The organism is Paraburkholderia sabiae, assembly GCF_030412785.1.
GTDB lineage: Bacteria > Pseudomonadota > Gammaproteobacteria > Burkholderiales > Burkholderiaceae > Paraburkholderia > Paraburkholderia sabiae.
On the sequence record NZ_CP125296.1, the window covers coordinates 42285 to 62639 of the forward strand.

The 20355-nt window shown below is 63.3% G+C and carries 17 protein-coding genes; 5 read left to right on the top strand and 12 right to left on the bottom strand.

Going from position 1 to position 20355, the window contains the following annotated elements; translation table 11 throughout:
• Positions 1-23: 23 nt before the first annotated feature.
• The 4 genes from QEN71_RS29855 to QEN71_RS29870 form a co-directional block, all read right to left on the bottom strand.
• On the bottom strand, positions 24-1169 hold the full coding sequence (locus QEN71_RS29855; protein WP_201649411.1) for an efflux RND transporter periplasmic adaptor subunit: 1146 nt from the start codon (positions 1167-1169) through the stop codon (positions 24-26).
• A gap of 189 nt (positions 1170-1358) precedes the next feature.
• A complete protein-coding gene (locus QEN71_RS29860) occupies positions 1359-2870 on the bottom strand; it encodes an efflux transporter outer membrane subunit (RefSeq protein ID WP_201649410.1) in 1512 nt (503 codons plus the stop codon).
• A 14-nt stretch (positions 2871-2884) separates the two neighbouring features.
• A complete protein-coding gene (locus QEN71_RS29865; protein ID WP_201649409.1) occupies positions 2885-6043 on the bottom strand; it encodes an efflux RND transporter permease subunit in 3159 nt (1052 codons plus the stop codon).
• A 14-nt stretch (positions 6044-6057) separates the two neighbouring features.
• Positions 6058-7257: an efflux RND transporter periplasmic adaptor subunit gene (locus QEN71_RS29870; protein ID WP_290370818.1), complete on the bottom strand. Its 1200-nt coding sequence runs from the start codon at positions 7255-7257 to the stop codon at positions 6058-6060.
• Between the two features lie 230 nt (positions 7258-7487).
• Between QEN71_RS29870 and QEN71_RS29875 the strand changes: the two genes are divergently transcribed.
• From QEN71_RS29875 to QEN71_RS29885, 3 genes are all read left to right on the top strand, one after another.
• On the top strand, positions 7488-8123 hold the full coding sequence (locus QEN71_RS29875) for a TetR family transcriptional regulator (RefSeq protein ID WP_201649407.1): 636 nt from the start codon (positions 7488-7490) through the stop codon (positions 8121-8123).
• A 184-nt stretch (positions 8124-8307) separates the two neighbouring features.
• Positions 8308-9075 carry a response regulator gene (locus tag QEN71_RS29880; protein WP_201649406.1) on the top strand — a complete coding sequence of 256 codons (768 nt, stop codon included), beginning with the start codon at positions 8308-8310 and terminating at the stop codon, positions 9073-9075.
• Entirely contained in the window at positions 9072-10325 is a 1254-nt protein-coding gene (locus tag QEN71_RS29885) for an ATP-binding protein (RefSeq protein ID WP_201649405.1), read from the top strand. Before QEN71_RS29880 ends, QEN71_RS29885 begins: the two co-directional genes overlap by 4 nt.
• Positions 10326-10385: 60 nt before the next feature.
• Here the strand turns inward: QEN71_RS29885 and QEN71_RS29890 are convergent, their stop codons facing one another.
• The 4 genes from QEN71_RS29890 to QEN71_RS29905 form a co-directional block, all read right to left on the bottom strand.
• The gene (locus tag QEN71_RS29890) at positions 10386-10790 is read right to left on the bottom strand and encodes an RcnB family protein (protein ID WP_201649404.1); all 405 of its coding nucleotides are present in this window, start codon (positions 10788-10790) and stop codon (positions 10386-10388) included.
• 101 nt (positions 10791-10891) lie between these two features.
• Positions 10892-11554 (bottom strand): hypothetical protein, encoded by a 663-nt coding sequence (locus tag QEN71_RS29895; protein ID WP_201649403.1) that lies wholly within the window; start codon positions 11552-11554, stop codon positions 10892-10894.
• 8 nt (positions 11555-11562) lie between these two features.
• The gene (locus tag QEN71_RS29900; protein ID WP_201649402.1) at positions 11563-12492 is read right to left on the bottom strand and encodes a glycine zipper family protein; all 930 of its coding nucleotides are present in this window, start codon (positions 12490-12492) and stop codon (positions 11563-11565) included.
• The gene (locus tag QEN71_RS29905; protein WP_201649401.1) at positions 12489-13040 is read right to left on the bottom strand and encodes a PAAR domain-containing protein; all 552 of its coding nucleotides are present in this window, start codon (positions 13038-13040) and stop codon (positions 12489-12491) included. The genes QEN71_RS29900 and QEN71_RS29905 overlap by 4 nt, the downstream gene beginning before the upstream one ends.
• Positions 13041-13386: 346 nt before the next feature.
• Here QEN71_RS29905 and QEN71_RS29910 point away from each other — a divergent pair, with 346 nt between their 5' ends.
• Both QEN71_RS29910 and QEN71_RS29915 read left to right on the top strand, forming a co-directional pair.
• The gene (locus QEN71_RS29910) at positions 13387-13911 is read left to right on the top strand and encodes a DUF6622 family protein (RefSeq protein WP_201649400.1); all 525 of its coding nucleotides are present in this window, start codon (positions 13387-13389) and stop codon (positions 13909-13911) included.
• 203 nt (positions 13912-14114) lie between these two features.
• The gene (locus tag QEN71_RS29915; protein WP_201649399.1) at positions 14115-14900 is read left to right on the top strand and encodes a DUF899 domain-containing protein; all 786 of its coding nucleotides are present in this window, start codon (positions 14115-14117) and stop codon (positions 14898-14900) included.
• Between the two features lie 27 nt (positions 14901-14927).
• Here the strand turns inward: QEN71_RS29915 and QEN71_RS29920 are convergent, their stop codons facing one another.
• From QEN71_RS29920 to QEN71_RS29935, 4 genes are read right to left on the bottom strand one after another with little or no spacing between them, the layout of a single operon-like run.
• Complete coding sequence (locus tag QEN71_RS29920) at positions 14928-15521, bottom strand: DUF4136 domain-containing protein (RefSeq protein WP_233471763.1); 594 nt, start codon at positions 15519-15521, stop codon at positions 14928-14930.
• 40 nt (positions 15522-15561) lie between these two features.
• The gene (locus QEN71_RS29925; RefSeq protein WP_201649397.1) at positions 15562-18003 is read right to left on the bottom strand and encodes a CHASE2 domain-containing protein; all 2442 of its coding nucleotides are present in this window, start codon (positions 18001-18003) and stop codon (positions 15562-15564) included.
• Entirely contained in the window at positions 18003-19391 is a 1389-nt protein-coding gene (locus tag QEN71_RS29930; protein WP_233471744.1) for a FecR domain-containing protein, read from the bottom strand. The genes QEN71_RS29925 and QEN71_RS29930 overlap by 1 nt, the downstream gene beginning before the upstream one ends.
• On the bottom strand, positions 19388-20086 hold the full coding sequence (locus QEN71_RS29935; RefSeq protein ID WP_201649396.1) for a response regulator transcription factor: 699 nt from the start codon (positions 20084-20086) through the stop codon (positions 19388-19390). Before QEN71_RS29935 ends, QEN71_RS29930 begins: the two co-directional genes overlap by 4 nt.
• Between the last annotated feature and the right edge of the window lie 269 nt (positions 20087-20355).

A 20355-nucleotide genomic window follows, 5' to 3' on the forward strand; every position in this document is an offset into this window, starting at 1 on the left:
GGTTTCTATTCGGGAAGCGCGCGTCAGTTGCGAACGATCTTCACGGCGCTGCCGTCGTCGAGCTTGTCCGCGCCGTCGAGCACGATCGCGTCGCCCGCTTTCAGGTTGCCTTGCGCGATCACGGTGGCGTCGTTGTACGCGACGCCCGCGGTCACGCGGCGCAACGCGACCTTGCCTGCGCCTTTGGTTACGTCAGTGCTGGCCAACGTCAGTACGAAGTCGCCGGAAGCGCCGTGCTGGATCGCGACAGTGGGCACTGTCAACGCGTCGTTCAATGTGCCAACCGTCATCCGCACATTGACGAAGCGGTTCGGGAACAGCTTGCCGCCAGCGTTCGGCGCACTCGCCTTGAGCTTGACGGTGCCCGTCGTCGTGTCGGCCTGGTTATCGATCGCGGCGAGCGTCGCGTGATCGAGCACGGTGCGCTTGTCGCGCGCGAAAATCTCGACGGGCAACGCGCCCTTGTCGTGGAATGCATCGACGACATCACCCATCCTGTCTTCGGGCAGCGCATAGACGACAGTCGTAGGCGAGTCGCTGGTGATGGTCGCGATGCCCGTCGTGTCGCTCGTCGTCACGTAGTTGCCGGCGTCGGTGGAAAGCAGGCCGATCGTGCCGTCCATCGGCGCGACGATGTCGCAATAGCCGACCTGCACCTGAAGATTCGCGACACTGCCCTGATCCGCTTTCACCGTGCCCTGGTACTGGCGCAGCGTGGCGCGCTGCGTATCGAGCGTCTGACGCGAAATCGAGCCGCCATCGATCAGCGTTTCATAGCGCTTCAGATCGGCTTGCGCATTCGCGAGCAAGGCTTCGTCGTGTTCGAGCGTGCCTTGCGCTTCGAGCAGTTGCGCACGCAGCGCGCGCGAATCGATCCGCGCGATCGGCTGCCCCGCTTTCACGCGCTGGCCTTCCTTCACAAGCACGGCTTCGAGCGTGCCGTTGACCTGCGTTTTCACCGTGACGGTCGCACGCGGCGTGACCGTGCCGAGTGCATCGAGTTGCAGCGGCACGTCGGCGCGCTTGACCGTGCCGATCGTAACGGGCGTTTCCTGCGCGGGAGGATGCGCCGGTTTGTGGAACGCAGCGTATGCCTGCCACACGATCACGCCGACAGCGGCCACACCAGCAACAAGCAGAACACGACGGGATGAACGATTGAATTTCACGCGATTGATTTATCGGCGCTCAGGCGCTGAACAGGAAGCGGAAGGAAATAAAAGGGCGACGCCCGAAGGCGTCGCAGGAAAACGGCACTGCGCCGATCGGAGAAACGGCAAGTGCCATGCAGGTGAGGAGAAATGTAGCAACGCGAAAGCGCGACCAGGTTTAGCGCGCTTAGCAGATGTTTCGGCGCGTTACGGTTGCGAAGCGACGTGCGTGTTCTGTTCGCTTTGCTGCGCGTAGGGCGCATCGGCGGCACGCGGGGTATCGCCCGAATGTTCGATCCAGCCGCCGCCCAGGTACTGATACAGATCGACAAGATTCGTGAGGCGATTGAGCGATGCCGTAATCAGCGATTGCTGCGCCGAATACAGATCGTTCTGCGCCGTCAGCACGTTCAGATAGCTGTCGACGCCATTGCGATACCGCAAGTCCGACAGGTCATAGCGACGCTGCTGCGACTCGACGTTCTCCTGCAACGCCTTGATCTGCCGGTCGTACGTGCCGCGCGCCGCGAGGCCGTCGGCGACTTCGCGGAACGCCGTCTGGATCGCCTTTTCGTACTGCGCGACAGCAACGTTCGTTTCGAGCTTCGCGAGATCGAGATTCGCGCGGTTTTCGCCGCCCTTGAAGATCGGCACGGAAATCGTCGGGCCGAAACTCCATGCGAGCTGTCCCGGTTTGAAGAGCGTGCCGAGGCTCGCGCTCGCCGTGCCGAAGTCGCCCGTCAGCGAGATGCTCGGGAAAAACGCCGCGCGCGCCGCGCCGATGTTCGCGTTCGCGCCGATCAGCGTCGCTTCCGCTTCCATGATGTCGGGACGGCGCGTCAGCAGATCGGACGGCAGGCCCGCCGGAATATCCGCGAGCAGTTGCTGGCTCGCGAGCGGCAAGCCTTGCGGCAAGTCCGCTGGCAACGGCGCGCCGACCAGCAGCACGAGCGCGTTCTCGGCCTGCGCGCGCGAACGCTGCTGACTTTCGTAGTTCGCCTGCGCCTGCTGCATCGTGCCCGCCGCTTCGCGCAGATCGAGTTCGGAACCGGTGCCCGTGTCGTACTGGAGCTTCGTCAGTTCGTACGAACGGCGCGCCGTGTCGTACGTGTTCTTCGTGCTCTGAAGCATTTCGTCGTAGGCGACGAGCGTCAGATATTGATCCGCGACCTGCGACACCAGCAGGATTTCTTCGGCCTTGCGCGCTTGCGCCGTCGAGAAATACGTCTGCAACGCCTGTTGCGTGAGGCTGCGCACCTTGCCGAAGAAGTCGAGTTCCCACGAAGCGCTCGCCGCAACCTGATAGTCGCTGCCGACCGTCGCGCGCCCCGAATACGACAGATCCTTCGGCGTGCGAGTCCGCGTGCCCGTACCGTCGACGGACAGCGACGGCATCAGGTCAGCGCGCTGAACGCGGTATTGCGCACGCGCTTCGTCGACCTTCAACGCCGACACGCGCAGATCGCGATTGTTCTGCAACGCGAGTTCGATCAGGCGTTGCAGACGCGGATCGACGAAGAATTCGCGCCAGCCGATGTCGGTGGCGGCTTGATCGTTTGCGGTCCGCGTGGCCGTGCCTTTCGCGGGCTGGTTGTCGTAGACGCCGCCTTTCGGATAGGTCGCCGCGACGGGCGCGGCGGGCCGTTCATAAGTCGGCGCGAGCGTGCAGCCGCTCGCGAAGAGCGCGGCAGCGAGCGCCGTCAGTATCGTTCTGTTCATATGTATTGCCTTCATCACTGTGCCGTTTCCTCTTCGACGTCCTGCTCGGTGCTGCCGGGCGCCGCGCCATCGCGCGAGAACTTCGAGCGGATCACAACGTAGAACATCGGGATCATGAAAACGGCGAGGAACGTGGCCGTCAGCATCCCGCCGATCACGCCCGTGCCGATCGCGTGCTGGCTCGACGAACCCGCGCCGTTGCTGATCGCGAGCGGCAGCACGCCGAGCACGAACGCAAGCGACGTCATCAAAATCGGACGAAGCCGCAGACGCGCCGCTTCGAGCGCGGCCTGCACGGCCGTCATGCCTTCGTTGATCTGCAATTCGCGCGCAAACTCGACGATCAGAATCGCGTTCTTCGCCGACAAACCAACCGTGGTCAGCAAGCCGACCTGGAAGAACACGTCGTTTTCGAGCCCGCGCATCGTCACGGCGAGCAACGCGCCGATCACGCCGAGCGGCACGACGAGAATCACCGCGAACGGAATCGACCAGCTTTCGTACAACGCGGCGAGACACAGGAACACGACGAGAATCGAAATGCCGTACAGAATCGGCGCCTGCGAACCCGACTGCCGCTCCTGGAACGACAGTCCCGTCCATTCGTAGCCGATGCCTTGCGGCAGCTTCGCGGCGAGCGCTTCCATCGCGGACATCGCCTGGCCCGTACTCTTGCCTTGCGCCGCCTGCCCCTGGATTTCGAGCGACGAGATGCCGTTGTAGCGTTCGAGCTTCGGCGAGCCGTAAATCCAGTGTCCCGACGCCACCGACGTCAGCGGCATCATCGTTCCCGAACTGCCGCGCACATACCACTTGCTCATGTCCTCGGGGTTCATGCGGAATTGCGAATCGCCTTGCAGATAGACCTTCTTGATGCGGCCATCGGTGTCGAGGAAGTTGTTCACATACGCCGACGCCCACGCAATCGAGAACGTCTGGTCGATGTCCGACACCGTGACGCCGAGCGCCTGCGCCTTCTCGCGGTCGATATCGACCTTGAACTGCGGCGTGTCCGACAGACCGTTCGGACGCACGAGCGCGAGCGACGGATCTTTCGCGGCCATGCCGAGCAACTGGTTGCGCGCCGCCATCAGCGCTTCGTGACCGAGCGCGGCGTTGTCCGTCAGTTCGAAGTCGAAGCCCGACGCCGTGCCGAGTTCCGGAATGGACGGCGGATTCACGGCGATCACGGTCGCGTCCTTGTACGACGCGTAGTGACCGAACACGCGGCCCACCAGCGCCTGCACCTTCTGGTTCGCGTGCTGACGCGCCGAGTAATCCTTCATCCGCACGAACACGATACCCGCGTTCTGTCCGCGTCCCGCGAAGCTGAAGCCGTTCACGGTGAACACGGATTCGACGATGTCCTTCTCGTCGTTGAGCAGATAGTCGGTGACGTTCTTCAGCGTGCGCGCCGTGGTCTCCTGCGTCGAGCCGGGCGGCGTCTGCACGAGCACGAACATCGTGCCCTGATCTTCATCGGGCAGGAACGACTTCGGCAGACGCATGAACAGGAACCCGACCGCGACGATCACGACGAGATACAGCACGAGCCAGCGCCCAGAGCGGCGGATCACATGCTGCACGCCGCTGTGATACCGATCGCGGCCGTTATCGAAAGTACGGTTAAACCAGCCGAAAAAGCCCGTCTTCGCGCCGTGATGGCCCTTCGGAATCGGCTTGAGAATCGTTGCGCACAGCGCGGGCGTGAGAACCAATGCGACCAGCACGGACAACACCATCGCGGCGACGATCGTCAGCGAGAACTGACGATAGATCGCGCCCACCGAGCCGCCCGAAAACGCCACCGGCACGAACACGGCCGACAGCACCAGCGCCACGCCGACCAGTGCGCCCGTAATCTGGCCCATCGCCTTGCGCGTCGCTTCTCTCGGCGACAGTCCTTCCTCGGACATCACGCGCTCGACGTTTTCGACGACCACGATCGCGTCGTCGACCAGCAGACCGATGGCGAGCACGAGACCGAACATCGACAGCGTGTTGATCGAGAAACCCGCCGCGCTCATGATCGCGAACGTGCCGAGCAGCACGACGGGCACGGCGATCGTCGGAATCAGCGTCGCGCGCAGGTTCTGCAAGAACAGGTACATCACGAGGAATACGAGCACGATGCCTTCGAGCAGCGTCTTCACCACTTCCTCGATCGACATCTTCACGAACGGCGTCGTGTCGTACGGATACTTGACGACCAGACCGTGCGGGAAGTTCTTCGACAACTGATCGATCTTCGCGCGCACCAGCTTCGCGGTTTCAAGCGCGTTCGCGCCCGTCGCGAGCTGAATGCCGAAGCCGGCAGTCGGCTGACCGTTGTACTTGGTGTCGAAGTTGTAGTTTTCACCGCCGAGATCGATGCGCGCCACGTCCTTCACGCGCACCTGCGAGCCGTCCTGGTTCACCTTCAGCAGCACGTTGCCGAACTGCTCGGGCGTTTGCAGCAACGTGGCCTGCGTGATGGTCGCCTGCAACACCTGGCCGGGCACGGCAGGCGTGCCGCCGAGCGAGCCCGCCGCAACCTGCACGTTCTGGTTGCTCAATGCCGTTTCGACATCGACGGGCGTGAGGCTGTACTGGTTCAGCTTGTTCGCGTCGAGCCACACGCGCATTGCGAACTGCGAGCCGAACAGCTGCACCGTGCCGACGCCGTTGACGCGGCTCACGGGGTCTTCCACGTGCGACGCGACATAGTTCGCGAGATCGTAGCGGTCCATGCTGCCGTCCGTCGACACGAACGCCATCACCAGCAGGAAGCTGCTGCTCGATTTCGTGACCTTCGTGCCTTGTTGCTGCACGGATTCGGGCAGCAGCGGCGTCGCGAGTTGCAGCTTGTTCTGCACCTGCACCTGCGCGATGTCGGGATTCGTGCCCGCCGCGAAGGTCAGCGTGATCGTCGCGTTGCCGGAGTCGTCGCTCGACGACGACATGTAGAGCAGATGGTCGAGGCCGCTCATCTGCTGTTCGATCACCTGCGTGACCGTGTTTTCAACGGTTTTCGCCGACGCGCCCGGATAGGTCGCGCTGATCTGCACGGCAGGCGGCGCGATCGTCGGATACTGCGCGATAGGCAGATTGAAGATCGAAGCGATGCCCGCGAGCATCAGGATGATTGCAATGACCCATGCAAAAATGGGCCGGTCGATAAAGAACTTTGCCATTGCGCGCGCCCTCGTTACTGCGCGCTGTGCGCGTCGGACGCGGGCGCTGCTGCTGTCTGCGCGGCCGTCTGCGTCGCCGTCGTGTCGGCACCCGGCAGTTGCGCTGCGACCGTCTTCACGCTCATGCCGGGACGCACCTTGTCGACGCCTTGCACGATCACGCGATCGCCCGTTTGCAGGCCGCTTTCGACAACCCAGTTCGCGCCGTACGTGCCCGACGTCACGAGTTGGCGCGTGACAACCTTGCCGTCCGCGCCGACGACGAGCGCCGTCGGATCGCCCTTCTGGTCATGCGTGATGCCTTGCTGCGGCACGACGAACGCCTGTTCGTTGACGCCTTCTTCGATCTTCGCGCGCACATACATGCCCGGCAGCAGCACGCGCTGCGCGTTGTCGAACAGCGCGCGCACGGTGACGGAGCCCGTCGTCTGGTCGACGGTGACGTCAGAGAATTCGAGCTTGCCCGTGCCGGGATACGGACGGCCGTCTTCGAGAATCAGCGTCACTTTCGCGGCGTTCGGACCGCTCGTCTTGAGACGCCCTTCCTGCGCGTCGCGGCGCAGCTTGAGGCCGACGAGACTCGATTGCGTGAGATCCACGTAGACGGGGTCCAGTTGCTGCACGGTCGCGAGCAGCGTGGCCGCGCTCGACTGCACGTACGCGCCTTCCGTCACCGACGACTTGCCGATGCGCCCCGAAATCGGCGACGTCACGTCCGTATAGCCGACGTTGATCTGCGCCGTTTCGACGGCGGCCTTGCCTGCTGCGACATCGGCGGCGGCCTGACCTTCGGAGGCCACGGCGTTGTCGTAGTCCTGCTTGCTGATCGCGTTCGATGCGACGAGCACCTTGTAGCGTTCGGCCTCGGCATGCGCTGACACGAGCGTCGCCTGCGCCTTCGCAAGCGTCGCCTTCGCGCTGTTCAGCGACGCGACATACGGCGCGGGATCGATCTTGTAGAGCATCTGCCCCGCCTTCACTTCGCTGCCTTCCGTATAGAGGCGCTTCTGCACGATGCCGTCGACGCGCGCACGCACTTCGGCGACGAGATGCGCGCTCACGCGGCCCGGCAACTCGACGGTGACGGGCACGGCGGAAGGCTGGATGGTGACGACGCCGACTTCGGGCGTCTGTTGCGGCGGGGCTGCGTGCTGGTCGCCGCACGCGGCGAGCAATGGCAACACGGCGGAGATCGCAGCGGTCGCCGCGATCATTCGAAAGTTACGGTTCTTTAATAGCGCAGGCATCGTACAACCTTGTTTGTATTGAACGGGGCCGGCGCGCAACGAGCGTTGATCCAACACGCACCGACACGATAAGTGCGTGACGATAGGCGTTGTTCGCCTTGCGCAGGTTACAGGCGCCAGGCTGCCGTAAGACTTGTTAATCCAATGCGACGTCGCGCCGACTACGATGGCCGCGAGATTCTTGAGAGGCACCCGTCATGGGACGAACGAAGCAACAGGCGCTCGACACGCGGGCGAAGATCATCGAAGCCGCCGAGCGCGTGTTTTTCGTGCGAGGCTTTGCGCGCGCATCGCTGGAAGACATCGCGTCGGAAGCGGGCGTCACGCGTGGCGCCGTGTACGGGCACTTCAGGAACAAGGAGGCCGTGTTTCAGGCGATCTACGAATGCGCGGACATGCCGCTCGATCCGTTCGTCGTGCAAGCCTGCGATCAGGACGCCGATCCGTTGCAACATCTGCATGCGCAGTTGCGGCAGCGTCTGCGCGACGCGCTGCATCTGCGGCGCGCGCGGCGTCTGTACAGCATCGCGTTGACGAAGTGCGAAGTGACGGCGGAAACGGCGGCGTTTTACGAGCGCGTGTCGATGGCCGCGTTGCGCGCCGAAGCGCAGATCGACGCGGCGTTACGCGCGGCGTCCGCGCGCGGACAGTTGCCGCCCGACGTCGACACGCGCGCCGCCGCCGGATTCATTCACGCGGCATTGACGGGGTTTTTGCACAAGCGGCTGTTGATGTCGGCGGAATCGCGCGCGGATGTGGAGGCCGATCACACGCTTGCGTCGGCGTTGAAATGCGTGGGCGCACAAGCTGCATTCGAACCCGCCCGCGCCTGACCTGAAAGGCCCTGCAAACAGACGTTGCAGAGTCGTTGCAATCCGCTAAGACTTCGTAAGACTTGCTAAGTCCCCAGAACCGGGGCCGCACCGCGTTGCGCTATAGTCATACGCAGATCCGATACCCGGCGGCAAGGGCGCTGCCCGTCCCAAGCGGCACAGCCCGGCGCAGCCTGCTCACACCATGCCCGACACGCCCATTCAGGTGCTGCTCGTCGACGACGACGCCGACCTGCGCGACCTGCTTCGCGATTTCTTCCAGCAACGCGGCATCGAATTTTCGGTGCTGCACGACGCCACGCATCTTGCGCGCAGACTCGAACGCGAGCGTCCGTCGATCGTCGTGCTCGATCTGATGATGCCCGGCGTCGACGGACTCACCGCGCTCAAGCAGCTGCGCGCGAGCGGCGACACGATTCCCGTCGTCATGCTGACGGCGCGCGCGGATGGCGTCGATCGCGTGATCGGCCTCGAACTCGGCGCGGACGATTATCTCGGCAAGCCGTTCATGCCGCAGGAACTGCTTGCGCGCATTCATGCCGTGCTGCGCCGTCACGCGCTGCATCCCGAAGCGCCGCCCGCCGAGCATCGCGAGGCGCTCGTGTTCGGACGCTTCCGGCTCGACTTCGCGTCGCGCACGCTCTTTCGCGACAGCGAGCCGATCAAGCTGACGGGCAGCGAATACGCGCTGCTCGAAGTGTTCGCGCAGCATCCGATGGAAACGCTGTCGCGCACGCGTATCGTCGATCTGTTGCATGGTCCCGATTCCGAAGTGACGGAGCGCGGTATCGATGTCCCCGTGTGGCGTCTGCGTCGGCTGCTCGAAGACGATCCCGCTGCGCCACGACGTATCCAGACGATGCGCGGTATCGGCTATATGTTCGTGCCGGGCGAAACAGGCGACAGCGATGGTGGCGAAAGCAGCAGCGAAGGCAGCGACGCATCGCAATGAAGAATCCGTTCAATACGCTGTTGGGCCGTCTCGCGACGATGACGGTCGGGCTGATCGTGGCCGTGCATGTGACGTCGCTGTTCGTCGTGGATCGCGAGCGCGGCCAGATCGATGCCGAACATGCGCGCCGCGACGTGATGCTCGCGGTGCAGGCGAAGCACGATGGCGAAGCGAGCGCACGGCACGTCGCGCAGACGCTCGGCATCGAATATATCGCCGATGCCGATGTGCTCAGTTCCGGCTGTCCCACGCCGTGCACGGGCACCAATGCGCCGTTCGAACACGATCTGCTGCCGCGCCTGCCGCCCGGCAGCCGCGTCGTGTTCGATCCGCGCACGGGGTCGCTGTGGATACGTTATGGAAGCGAGCCGTATTGGATGTATATGCGCAACGCCAATCTGCCTGGCATGCGCTTTCTCGGATCGTCGCTGGTGATGCTGGTGCTGGCCGTGTGCGCGGCGCTGCTCGCCGCATGGCAGTTTCAGCGTCCGTTGCACCGGCTCGCGGGCGCGGCGCGCGAATTCAGAATCGGACGACGCGTGCCGCCCGTGCCGGAAAGCGGTCCCGCCGAAATGCGTTCGCTGATCGGCGATTTCAACGAGATGATGAGCGAACTCGGCAAGGCCGAGCAGGAGCGCGCGGTGATGCTCGCGGGCGTCGCGCACGATCTGCGCGCGCCGATCACGCGCATGCAGGTGCGCGCAGACCTGTTGCCGGATGCAGCCAATCGCAGCGGCTTTCTGCGCGATGCCGAGTCGCTGTCGCGCATCGTCACGCAGTTTCTCGACTATGCACGCGATACCGCCGATCCATCGCCGCAAGCGAACGTCGATGCGCATTGCCGGCGTCACTATGGCGACGGACTCGACGACGAAGCGCTCGTGCGTCTGCATCTGAATGCGGGCGATGGCTTCAATCTGCCGCTCGTGGATCTCGACCGGATACTGTCGAACCTGATCGAAAACGCGATGAACTACGGCGAGCCGCCCGTCGAGATTTCGACGTCCGCGCATAACGGCGTCTACACGCTCACCGTGCGCGATCATGGCGTGGGGATTCCGCGCGAACACCTCGAACGCGCGTTGCAGCCTTTCACGCGACTCGACCCGGCGCGTGGCGGCGACGCGCATTGCGGTTTGGGTCTCGCGATCGTGCGACGGCTCACGCGGTATAACGGCGGACAGTTCGAATGCGATAACGCGCCGGAAGGCGGGTTTCGCGTGACGCTGACGTTTCGTCGTGAGGGTTAGCGTCTTCGTTGCCTGCGCGCGTTGAAAATGCCGCCCTTCACGGGCGGCATTTTTCATGGATCAGCGATGCGGCGCGAGCAGGATGCTCGAGATCACGCCCGTTGCGATCGCGGCGAGGACGAAGTCGCCGTTGACCTGAACCCACTGATAACCCGAAGGCGGCGGCTGCAGATCATGCGCGCGCCAGTCATCGACGACATATTGCGAACGGCGATAGTCGGGCGGCAAGCGGTCGCCGCGATGCCAGTCGCGATGCGGCACGGGGCGATGCGCGTCGGGGCCTTGCGGACCTTGAGGACCTTGAGGCCCTTGCGGACCGCCGGGGCCATCAGGGCCGCCACGCTCGTCGGCGACGGGATGACGGCCCGGGCCGCCATCATCGCCCGGGGCGTATTGCGCGAACGCCTGGCTCTGCGCGACGACACACGAAACAGCCAACAGCAATACAGGTACAGCTTTTTTCATAGAACACTCCCCAAATAAGGTCAGAGTGTTTTCGGGCGCAACGATTCAAATGGGGTTCTTACTGGGCCTTACTGTGGTTGGGGAACCGAGGCGCGGCACTCTCAATCGAGTGTCCGTGTGCGCGGGTCGCTCATCCTGATCTCCAGCATCCAGTCGGCCCACTGCTCGTCGGCGATGTAGCCGATCGTTTCTTCGCGCGCCTTGCTCAGGAACGCTCGTTGTTGTTCCAGGGTCCGGCCACGCCAGAAACGTCGCCAGATGTAAATGTCCCAATACTCTTCTGCGCCCTGAGTCAGATGCATGAACGGCCCATGCTCGTACATCGCAATCCACGGCGGGGCTGGATTGAAATCGGAAGTTTCGATTCGGCGGATAAGCTGGGCATCATTCGATAGCATGCGCACTGCCACGCCACGGAAACGCGATTCGGTTGCCAGCAGCGTCGAGACGTTGCGATTTTCTATGCGTCGAAAACACAGCCAATCGGTTTGTTCACTCCCTTCGCGAACAAGATTCAGAAAGCGCGGGAACTGGTGCGACTCGATGTCGAACACGAGGCTCCACACGTTGATACCCAATCCGCCTTGATACGAGGCGCCCGGATAGTCGCCAAACGATTCCGACTCGAGCTGTGACGGGCCACCTTCGAAAAGTGCCCGCAACTGTTCGAACGTGCGTCCAAACGTATTTTCAAGCGAGGTGATCGTTTCTTTTTCCGCCCGCTTGCGTTGCTTCTGTTCCTGATTCTCTTTCCCGAAGAACACCTGTCCTCCTACCTGTCTTGAACATGTCCGGCAATCTCTGCGCCAGCAAAATAGCCGATTGCGCCGAACAGGATGCCGCCGATCATACCGGTGATAACGGCGCCCGGCCCCAGTTCGATGCCGACGACCGAGCCCGTTGCTGCACCGATGCGTGCGGCCGCAACCGCACCCGCCCAACTCCCCGCTGCGCCGCCGCCCCATCCGCCGATCTGCCGGATAGCCTCCTTTTCGATCGGCCGTATGCTCCTCAGCGTGATCCCCTCGTCAACGGACACGGCGACATCGTAAGCCGTAAGCGCCAGGCCAAACACCTGGACGACACGGGCGTATTTGATCAGACCAAGCGATATGCCAAGCCCTCGTTGCGAAAATATGCCGGTGGCAGGCACCGACGGTTTTGGTTGTACAAGTACCTCGCTATCGAGCGCTTCGACCTTACGCTTGATATGCCCCGCCCAACGCCGTCTCTCCGAATTGATGCCAGACTCTGCGTATTGGTCGATGGCCTGAACGATCTCCGCCGTCGTTACCAGCCTGGCGCCGGACCGCTTCGCTGCGGCGATATCTACGTAGACGGTCTTTCCCGTGAAGCGTCCGGCGCCGCCCGGATAGTTGGCGCTGGTCGAAGCGTATGAAGTGATCTGTTCGAACTGAAGGACATGCTCCGCGATAGTCGCCGGCGAGTCTGCAGCACCTCGTGGCCATAGCCCGTATCGCTCCGGAAATGCCTGCCTTGCGTTCCCAAGCGGACCAAGGTTCAGATCCACAAGATACGGGTCATTCACGGTCGCGTAAGTGCGCCTGACAAGAAATCCGTCCCTGCCCGGCTCCTCCACAACGACAAAAAAGAACATCCGCGCAGGCATCAGCGGTCCAACGACGTCCTTCAGGGAGTCTTTTCGCTGGTTCGTCGACGCCCGATATGTGTATGTGCTCATGATTTCCAGCGCTGCAATGCCTTGACTCCCAGCGCAACGTCCAATTGTTGCGCCTCTGTCGTGTACACACGCGAGCAACGTCCGTGCTCGTCTGTCAGGCCCTTGTAGATCGCGCCCGACGCTGTACGAATGTGGTACGGAACACCGGACAACGGCCTCCCGTCGTGATCGACCACTCGAATCTGTTCGTCGAAGTCGCCTGTCGGGGCGCGCGCCAGTGGCTTACCGCTCGCGCCAAAACCCATGGCCTCCAGTTCACCCGTTTCAAAGGACTCGCTCATGGTGTTCTGAGACGCGAGAAGTTCCGGTGAAGGATGGCAGTTGCACACGCAGATATCGCCGTCCAGTGCGGCATCCTTACCCATAAATGAAAACGGACGTCTGGGACCAGTCGCGACGATCACACCAACCGACCCACACGCGGAGCACATGACCTTCGCGCCCAGATAACTTAGCGGCGTTCCGTGATGCGTCGTCGTTCTGTCTCCCTCGATTACTACCCCTCCATTCGTTGTCTTGTCACCCAGCTTGATGTTGTACCGTCGCATATCAACCTCCCTGCTTGATGCGTCCGTCGTCCGATCCAGTCCCTATCACGCAATTCTTTCGATCTATTTACTTTGGTATCCGAACTTTATATCTGACGAATCTTCCTCACGGATTCAAACACACCTCGCGGAGCGCCGATCTCAGAAATGTTTGAAGGCGACGTCAGCCAGATAAGATCGTGCTTCGCTCATTTGCGGTGGCGTGTGCCAGCAAGGCCATATCTCTTTCCGGTCAACGCGATCTCCCCGAGGGAACCGGCCAACACCCCTCCTCATTCTTCTCTAATTCCCCACCGCTACGATGCACCTCATTCGCTGATCCACATTCCGTCTGAAGGAGGTCATCATGCCGCTCGCAGCCATCATTCAAGGCACGCCAATCTGGGTTTGGGTGCTGCTCGTCTACCTGCTCTCGCGCGGGTTCAAGGCCATGAACAGCGGCACCGCGCCGCTTTCGAAACTCGCCATCGTGCCGCTCATCTTCACGGCGTGGGGCATCCTGCATCTGATCACCGATCCGCTGGCCGGCTGGTCGTCCGTCATCGTCTGGGTGGTCGGCGCGCTGATCGGCATCGCGGGTGGCGTCTTCATCGCGAGCCGGACGCGCTTCATCGTCGATCCCGCTGCGAACACGGTCATGCTGCCAGGCTCCATGGTGCCGCTCGTGCTGATCGTCATCACGTTCGCGGCCAAGTTCTGGCTCGGCGTCGAACTGGCGACCGCGACGAGTCTCGCGGCGCTCGGCGGATACGTGTTGCTGAGCGCGGCAGTGTCGGGCGTGGTCGCGGGTGTGTTCGGCGGGCGCTTCCTCACGTACTGGAGAGCGATGAGCGCACGCCGAGTCCTCCGGGCATGTTCGCAAGGCGTGTAAGCGCGAACTGAAAAGCAGGAAGCCGCACGCATCAATCAGGCACGTCCGTTGCGACCCACGGTTCTCAGGAAATGTCGTCAGACTTGTTACTCCCGGCGCTTCCGTTCCAGGTCCACACTGTCTCTCGACAATCAGCAAGCGATAAAGCCGCGCCCCATCCACGGAGCGCGGCAGCTTGTTCAAATCAGGAGGTCGCACGAGCCATGTCATCATCAGACCAGAACGGAACGAAGCGCGAACAGCCCGCGATGCGCACGCCGCCCGTTGTCTCGCAGCAGGATTGGGAGGCAGCGCGCCAGCAGCTGCTCGTCAAGGAAAAGGCCCACTCCCGCGCACGCGATGCGCTCGCCGCCGAGCGCCGCCGCATGCCATGGACTGCCGTCGATAAGTCATACGCATTCGAAGGCCCGGCGGGCAAGCTGAGTCTGCCCGACCTGTTCGACGGCAGAAGTCAGTTGATCGTCTATCGAGCGTTCTTCGAGCCTGGCGTATTTGGCTGGCCGGAGCATGCGTGCCGGGGCTGCTCGATGGTCGCGGATCAGGTCGCGCATCTTGCGCATCTCAATGCACGCGATACGACGCTCGTGTTCGTCTCGCGCGCGCCGCAAGCGGACATCGCGCGACTGAAGGCGCACATGGGCTGGCAGATGCCGTGGTTCACGATCACCGACAGCTTCGACAGCGATTTCGGCGTCAGCGAATGGCACGGCACGAATGTGTTCTATCGCGACGGCGAGCGCGTTTTCCGCACATACTTCATCAACAATCGCGGCGATGAACAGATGGGCGGCACGTGGAATTATCTCGACATCACGCCGTTAGGCCGCCAAGAGCTGTGGGAAGACTCGCCCGAAGGCTATCCGCAGACGCCGACCTACAAATGGTGGAACTGGCACGACAGTTACGTCGAAGATGCGCCGCCCGACAGGAAATGGGTCGAAGTATCGGATGCGGGCGAGGCGGCGTTCAGGAACAAGGAGAACCCGTAATAAGCCGTGAGGTCAGGCGGCAGAAAGTCATCTGCCAACCTGCTTCATCGTCACGACTTCCGGCCTGCCGCCCGCTTCGCCGCCGCGCAGCTTCACGCGCCAGTTGCCGTAGTCCGTAAAGGGAAACTGCGCGAACGCGCTTTTGACGAGCCACGGAATCGGATGCAGCGTGTCCGCATTGCGATCCAGGCTCGTGGCCGTGACTTTGTACACTTCCTTGCCCGTCGACGAATCGAACAGACGCAGCGTCATCGAATGCCGGTACTCGCGCCCGAACAGCGCAAAGCCTGGCTTCGTCGCGCTGCCGCACGCCGCGTCCGCGCAGTCATCGACGATCACGCCGACGCCCGACGGCCGTGTATCGTAGGCAAGCGACAGCATGTAGCTCGCGCGATCCGCCGCACGATCCACCAGCCCGTAATTGCCAAGCTCGCTGTGAATCAGCGCCTCGTACTGTTCGCGCGTGGCGTTTGCTTCCTGCGACGGCGTCGGAACGATTGCGTACGTGCGCTCGCCTTGGAGCACGAGCGGCGTCCCCGACACCTGAACGTCCGTCGTCACGCCCGCACATCCCGCGAGTCCGGCCACGCTCGCAACGACAACGACAGCACCACCCAGCATTTTCTTCACGTTCTTCTCGCTTCGGTCGAAACCAGTTCGCTCACGCTGCTTCATCGAGTCCCGGCAACGTGATCGTCAACGCCGTCCCTTTGCCGGGCGCGCTCTCCACCTGCACGTCGCCGCCATGCCGCGTCACGACGGCTTTCACGAACGCCATGCCGAGCCCCGTGCCCGTCGCTTCGGGACGTTCGACTTCGTGAAAACGCTGAAAGCGCTCGAAGAGATGCGCCTGGTTTTCGGCGGACATGCCATAGCCCTCGTCGCGGACCGTGCAGCGCACGCGCGGCGGCAGTTCAGCCGTCGCGCTCCTTTCCTGCGCGACCGTGCACGTAATGCGCGTGTCGGGCGGACTATATTTCACCGCGTTGTTCAGCACGTTGACGAGCGCGCGCGTCATCAGCGAACGGTCCGCGTTGATCCAGTGGCCATCGCCCTGTTCGTCGTAGGCCGCTTCGAGGCGAATGTGCCGCGCTTGCGCCTGCGGCCACACTTCATCGCTTGCGTCGATCATCAGTTCGACGAGACTCACAGGTTCAAGCGAATAAGCCTGCGATTCGGCGCGCGCCAGTTGCACGAAATCATCGGCGAGCATCAACGCGCGCTGCGCATAACGTTCAACGCGGCCCAGCAGATCTCGCATCCGTTCGGATTCCGGCGCGCGTGCGCGTTCGAGTTCGACGAGCGCGAGAATCGACGCCTGCGGCGAGCGCATATCGTGCGACAACAGACGCAGCGCATCTTCGCGCAGACGTTCGGCGGCATGCACGGCCGTCACGTCGACGAGACCGGCGATCCAGCCGATCACCGCGCCTTGCGCATCCGTGCACTTCGCATAGCGCAACAGATGATCGCGCTGATTGCGGTCGCGCACCTCGATGCCCTGCTCCATCATGTCGGCAAACGCGATTCGCCCCGGATCGAGTATCGCGGGCCAATGCGTGCGTCCGAAACCATCGGCTTCCGCACTGGAGCCGATCGCCTTCACGAAACCAAGCTCGCCGAGCACGTGACGCATCTGCCTGCCCTCGGGCGCCGCCGCGCCGAGCCGCTCGAAATAGGTCTTCGCCGCGTGATTCGCGATCAGCACGTCGCCACGCACGTCGCTGACGAGAATCGGTTCCGGCACGCTATCGAGGCTGCTCCACACGAAGCGCTTCATGTCCTGCACGCGCCGCGCCGCCTGCGCCATCAGCGCCATCTGCTGCGCGAGCGCATCGCCGCGAAATTCGCGCGTACGCTGCGGCGCTTCGGGCAGCAGATACGGTTCGTCGGCGAGGCGCTGCAGTTCCTTGCGCAGATAAGACATCGTCATTTCGAGCCGCCGCCAGTTCCAGATCGGATACACCGCAGCCAGTCCGACAATCGCGGGCACGGGCGACATCCACAGCCGCATGCCGTACAGCAGCGCGGCACTGACGGCGAGCATCGCCGCGCACAGCACGGTCGTCATCAGCAGCGAGCGCAGCGGCGACAACACGAGCAGACCCGCGAGCAGCACGCCGAGCGGGACCAGCGACACGACACACACCCACACGCCGCTCGCGGGATCGATCGCGCGTCCCGTCACCAGCGTATCGAGCACGTTCGCATGAATGTAGACGCCGGGCAGCGGGCCGAGCCGGCCGGAGACGGGCGTCGAGAACCGGTCGTACAAGCCGGACGCCGTCACGCCGATTACGACGATCTTGCCGCGCAGCATGTCGGGCGGCACGTCGCCCGACAGCACGCTGGCGAATGAGACTTTCGGATAGGTCTGCGCAAGCGGACTGAACGGGATCAGCACGCGCGTTTCGCCGTGCTCCGGCGCGACGCTTGCGTCCGACGCCTGCGCCGCCGCACTCGCGCCGTGCGTGAGCTTCGCCTCGCCTTTCAGGATCGCGCGCCAGACGGGCACCGTCAGCTGCGGCCAGCGCATGTGCGCGTCGCCTTCGAACAGCGCGACGCTGCGCACGATGCCGTCCGCATCCACTTCGAGGTTGATATGCCCGAGCCCTGCGGCTGCATCGGCGAGCGGCTCGACGGGCTTGACGGCGATGCGCTCGCCGTTCGGCTGTTCGGGCGACAGGAGAATCGGCAGATAGGTCGGCGTTGCGGCGATCGCGCGCGCCAGTTGCGCGTCGTCGGCAGAAGGTTCCGTGAAGAGCACGTCGTAGACGACAGCTGCGGGACTCGCTTTCGCGATCTGTTCGAGCAGCCGCGCATGCACGGCGCGCGGCCAGGGCCAGCGGCCGAGTTGCGCGATGCTCGCATTATCGATTTCGACGACGGCGATATCGGACAGCACAGGATGCGTGTGAAAGCGCAGCAAGGCATCGTAGACGAGATGATCGACGCTCGCCGTCAGCCTGCCGAGCGAGCCCGCCAGAATCACCGCGATGCCGAGGCAGCCTATGCACAGCCATTCGAACAGAAAGCGGCGTCCAACCGGCCGCCCGAGACGGATGCGCGGATCGAAACTCATACGCGGGCCGCGGGTGGTCATCACCGGGCCAGCGTGAACGAGCGGATGGAACTGCCTTTCTGGTAGAGCTTGCCGTTGTCGAACTGCTCGGCGATCACGGTCCAGTAGTAGACGCCGGGCGGCAAGTCGGACACCACGATCTGCCCAGCCGCCAGGTCCGTGCGATCGACGAGCGGCTCGCGCAGATCGGCCGTGGTGGCGAGCACGAAGCGAAAGCGCGTTTCGACGCCCGTGCGGCTCGCGAGCCAGCGGAACTCGAAGTCGCGGCTCCCCGCGCGCGGTCCCGCCGACACATCGAGCCCGAACTGGCGGCGCTCGAACGCATAGGTCTGCGGCAAGCCTTCCAGGCCGATGCCGTCGATCGATGCAATGCGCACGAAGTAGTTGCCGTCGGGCAAATCGCCGAACGATGCGTGCGTCATGCTCACGCGCTGATCGCGGATCAGGTCGAACAGATCGGCGTCGCGCGCAATCTGCACGCGATACGCGCGTGCATTCGCGTCGGGCACAAGATCGAAGGCGACGTCTTTCTCGTCCTGCACCTTGCCCGGATCGGCCAACGCGGGCGCGGGCAGCAAGGCCACCGGGCCGCCGACGCCGCCCGTCGAACGCGTCACGCTGCCGTAATGCGCGCCGATCAGTTGCGTCGATGCCTGCAACGGCACGCCCGGCGCGCGCGGTCGCATGCGCGCTGCATCGACGCCGACTGCGCCGTCGAGCACGCCGACAGCCGTCGATTGCTCGTCGCCGTCATAGCTCACGCGAAAGCGCGTGCCGCGCACGCCCGCGACGACGGATGGCGAGCGGATCTGGAACCGGTCGTCTTTCTTCGTCGCGTGATTGACCTCGCTGTCGACTTCGCCCTGCTTCAGTTCGATCACGCGATCCTTCGAGCCCGTCAGCACGGTCTGCCGCAACGTGCCGATTTCGATCGTGCTGTCTTGCGGCACGGACACGTGCGAGCCGTCGTCGAGTTCCAGCGTCATGAAGCCGTTGTGCCCCGTGCGCACGCGGTCGCCTTCGACGAGCACCATGCCGACCGTAACGGGCACAAACGGATTCTGTCGGAACGCGTGCGCCGCCGGTCCGCTCACGGCGACGACGCGCGCGTCGCGTGGCTCCTGCTTCAGCAACGCGACGGGCAAGCGCAACTGCGCGCCAGGCTGCAGATGCAAAGGATCAGCGACATGATTCAGCGCGCGCAGCACGGTCCAGTCGCGCGGATCGCGCAGATAGCGATCGGCGACGTCGTACAGCGTGTCGCCTGTCCGGGTCGTGTAGATGGCAGTCGCGCCGGATGCATGCGGATTGGATGACTGCGCGTGAGAAACCGTAGGAAGCAGGCCCAGTGCTGCAAAAAGAAATGGAATGATGCGCGGCAACCTTCTGCGCGGTACAACCCCCGTCACGCATCCCCCTTTTCGAGCCGCTCCAGCCGATAGCCGTATCCATAGATTGGCGTCAAACGATAACCGTGTTCCGGGCGCAACCCGAGCTTGGCGCGCAGCATCGACACGTGCGTGTCCATCGTGCGCGACGGAATGTCGACGTCCTGCCGCCAGATGGCTTCGAGAATATGTGCGCGCGACAGCGGCTGGCTCAGATGCCGGAACAGCAGCAACGCCAGTTCGAATTCCTTTTGCGTGAGCGTGACGGGCGTGCCGCGCGCGACGACCTGCTTCGCGCCCAGTTCGAACTCGAACTCGCCGAAGCTTTCTTTCGTCGCCGCGTGATTGAGCTGATACGCGCGGCGCAGGAGCGACCGGACGCGCGCGAGCAGCACGCTCGTCGCCACCGGCTTCACGACGTAATCGTCGGCGCCCTTGTTCAGCATCGATGCGATGTCCGTCTCGCGGCTGCGGCTCGTCATGAACAGCACGGGCAGACGGTCGGAGAGGCTCTGACGCACCCACTTCAGCACCTCTTCGCCCGACATGTCGGGCACGTTCCAGTCGAGCACCAGCAGATCGAATGTCTGACGGCGCAACTGCTTCACGAGCGCGGTGCCTTCGGCGAACGCATGACAATCGTGTCCGTCGACCGCCAGCGATTGACAGACCAGATCGGCTTGCGCCACATCATCGTCCAGGACTGCAATTCTCATAGAACCCCGCACGCGAAAACGTTCATCAAGCCAATGGCGCGCAGGTAAAACAACGACGATTCAGATCGCTATGCGCCAACTTGCCCCGTTTGCCCGCGAATCGTCATCCGGCAACCGCCTGTTTTTCACAATCGAGGGGACAGTATAAAAAGAGGGCGCAATAAAATCATTTAAAGATTGTCAGATCGTGCGGTACGCCTCTTTTCGACATCGGGTGGTCCCCTTGCGCTGACATATGACTGTCGTATATCGCCCCGTGCGATCGTATG

Excerpts from the sequence above, each read along its gene's own strand:
- QEN71_RS29860 (WP_201649410.1), bottom strand. The coding sequence starts at position 2,870 with ATGAACAGAACGATACTGACGGCGCTCGCTGCCGCGCTCTTCGCGAGC.
- QEN71_RS29865 (WP_201649409.1), bottom strand. The coding sequence starts at position 6,043 with ATGGCAAAGTTCTTTATCGACCGGCCCATTTTTGCATGGGTCATTGCA.
- QEN71_RS29870 (WP_290370818.1), bottom strand. The coding sequence starts at position 7,257 with ATGATCGCGGCGACCGCTGCGATCTCCGCCGTGTTGCCATTGCTCGCC.
- QEN71_RS29875 (WP_201649407.1), top strand. The coding sequence starts at position 7,488 with ATGGGACGAACGAAGCAACAGGCGCTCGACACGCGGGCGAAGATCATC.
- QEN71_RS29880 (WP_201649406.1), top strand. The coding sequence starts at position 8,308 with ATGCCCGACACGCCCATTCAGGTGCTGCTCGTCGACGACGACGCCGAC.
- QEN71_RS29885 (WP_201649405.1), top strand. The coding sequence starts at position 9,072 with ATGAAGAATCCGTTCAATACGCTGTTGGGCCGTCTCGCGACGATGACG.
- QEN71_RS29890 (WP_201649404.1), bottom strand. The coding sequence starts at position 10,790 with ATGAAAAAAGCTGTACCTGTATTGCTGTTGGCTGTTTCGTGTGTCGTC.
- QEN71_RS29900 (WP_201649402.1), bottom strand. The coding sequence starts at position 12,492 with ATGAGCACATACACATATCGGGCGTCGACGAACCAGCGAAAAGACTCC.
- QEN71_RS29905 (WP_201649401.1), bottom strand. The coding sequence starts at position 13,040 with ATGCGACGGTACAACATCAAGCTGGGTGACAAGACAACGAATGGAGGG.
- QEN71_RS29910 (WP_201649400.1), top strand. The coding sequence starts at position 13,387 with ATGCCGCTCGCAGCCATCATTCAAGGCACGCCAATCTGGGTTTGGGTG.
- QEN71_RS29915 (WP_201649399.1), top strand. The coding sequence starts at position 14,115 with ATGTCATCATCAGACCAGAACGGAACGAAGCGCGAACAGCCCGCGATG.
- QEN71_RS29920 (WP_233471763.1), bottom strand. The coding sequence starts at position 15,521 with ATGCTGGGTGGTGCTGTCGTTGTCGTTGCGAGCGTGGCCGGACTCGCG.
- QEN71_RS29925 (WP_201649397.1), bottom strand. The coding sequence starts at position 18,003 with ATGACCACCCGCGGCCCGCGTATGAGTTTCGATCCGCGCATCCGTCTC.
- QEN71_RS29935 (WP_201649396.1), bottom strand. The coding sequence starts at position 20,086 with ATGAGAATTGCAGTCCTGGACGATGATGTGGCGCAAGCCGATCTGGTC.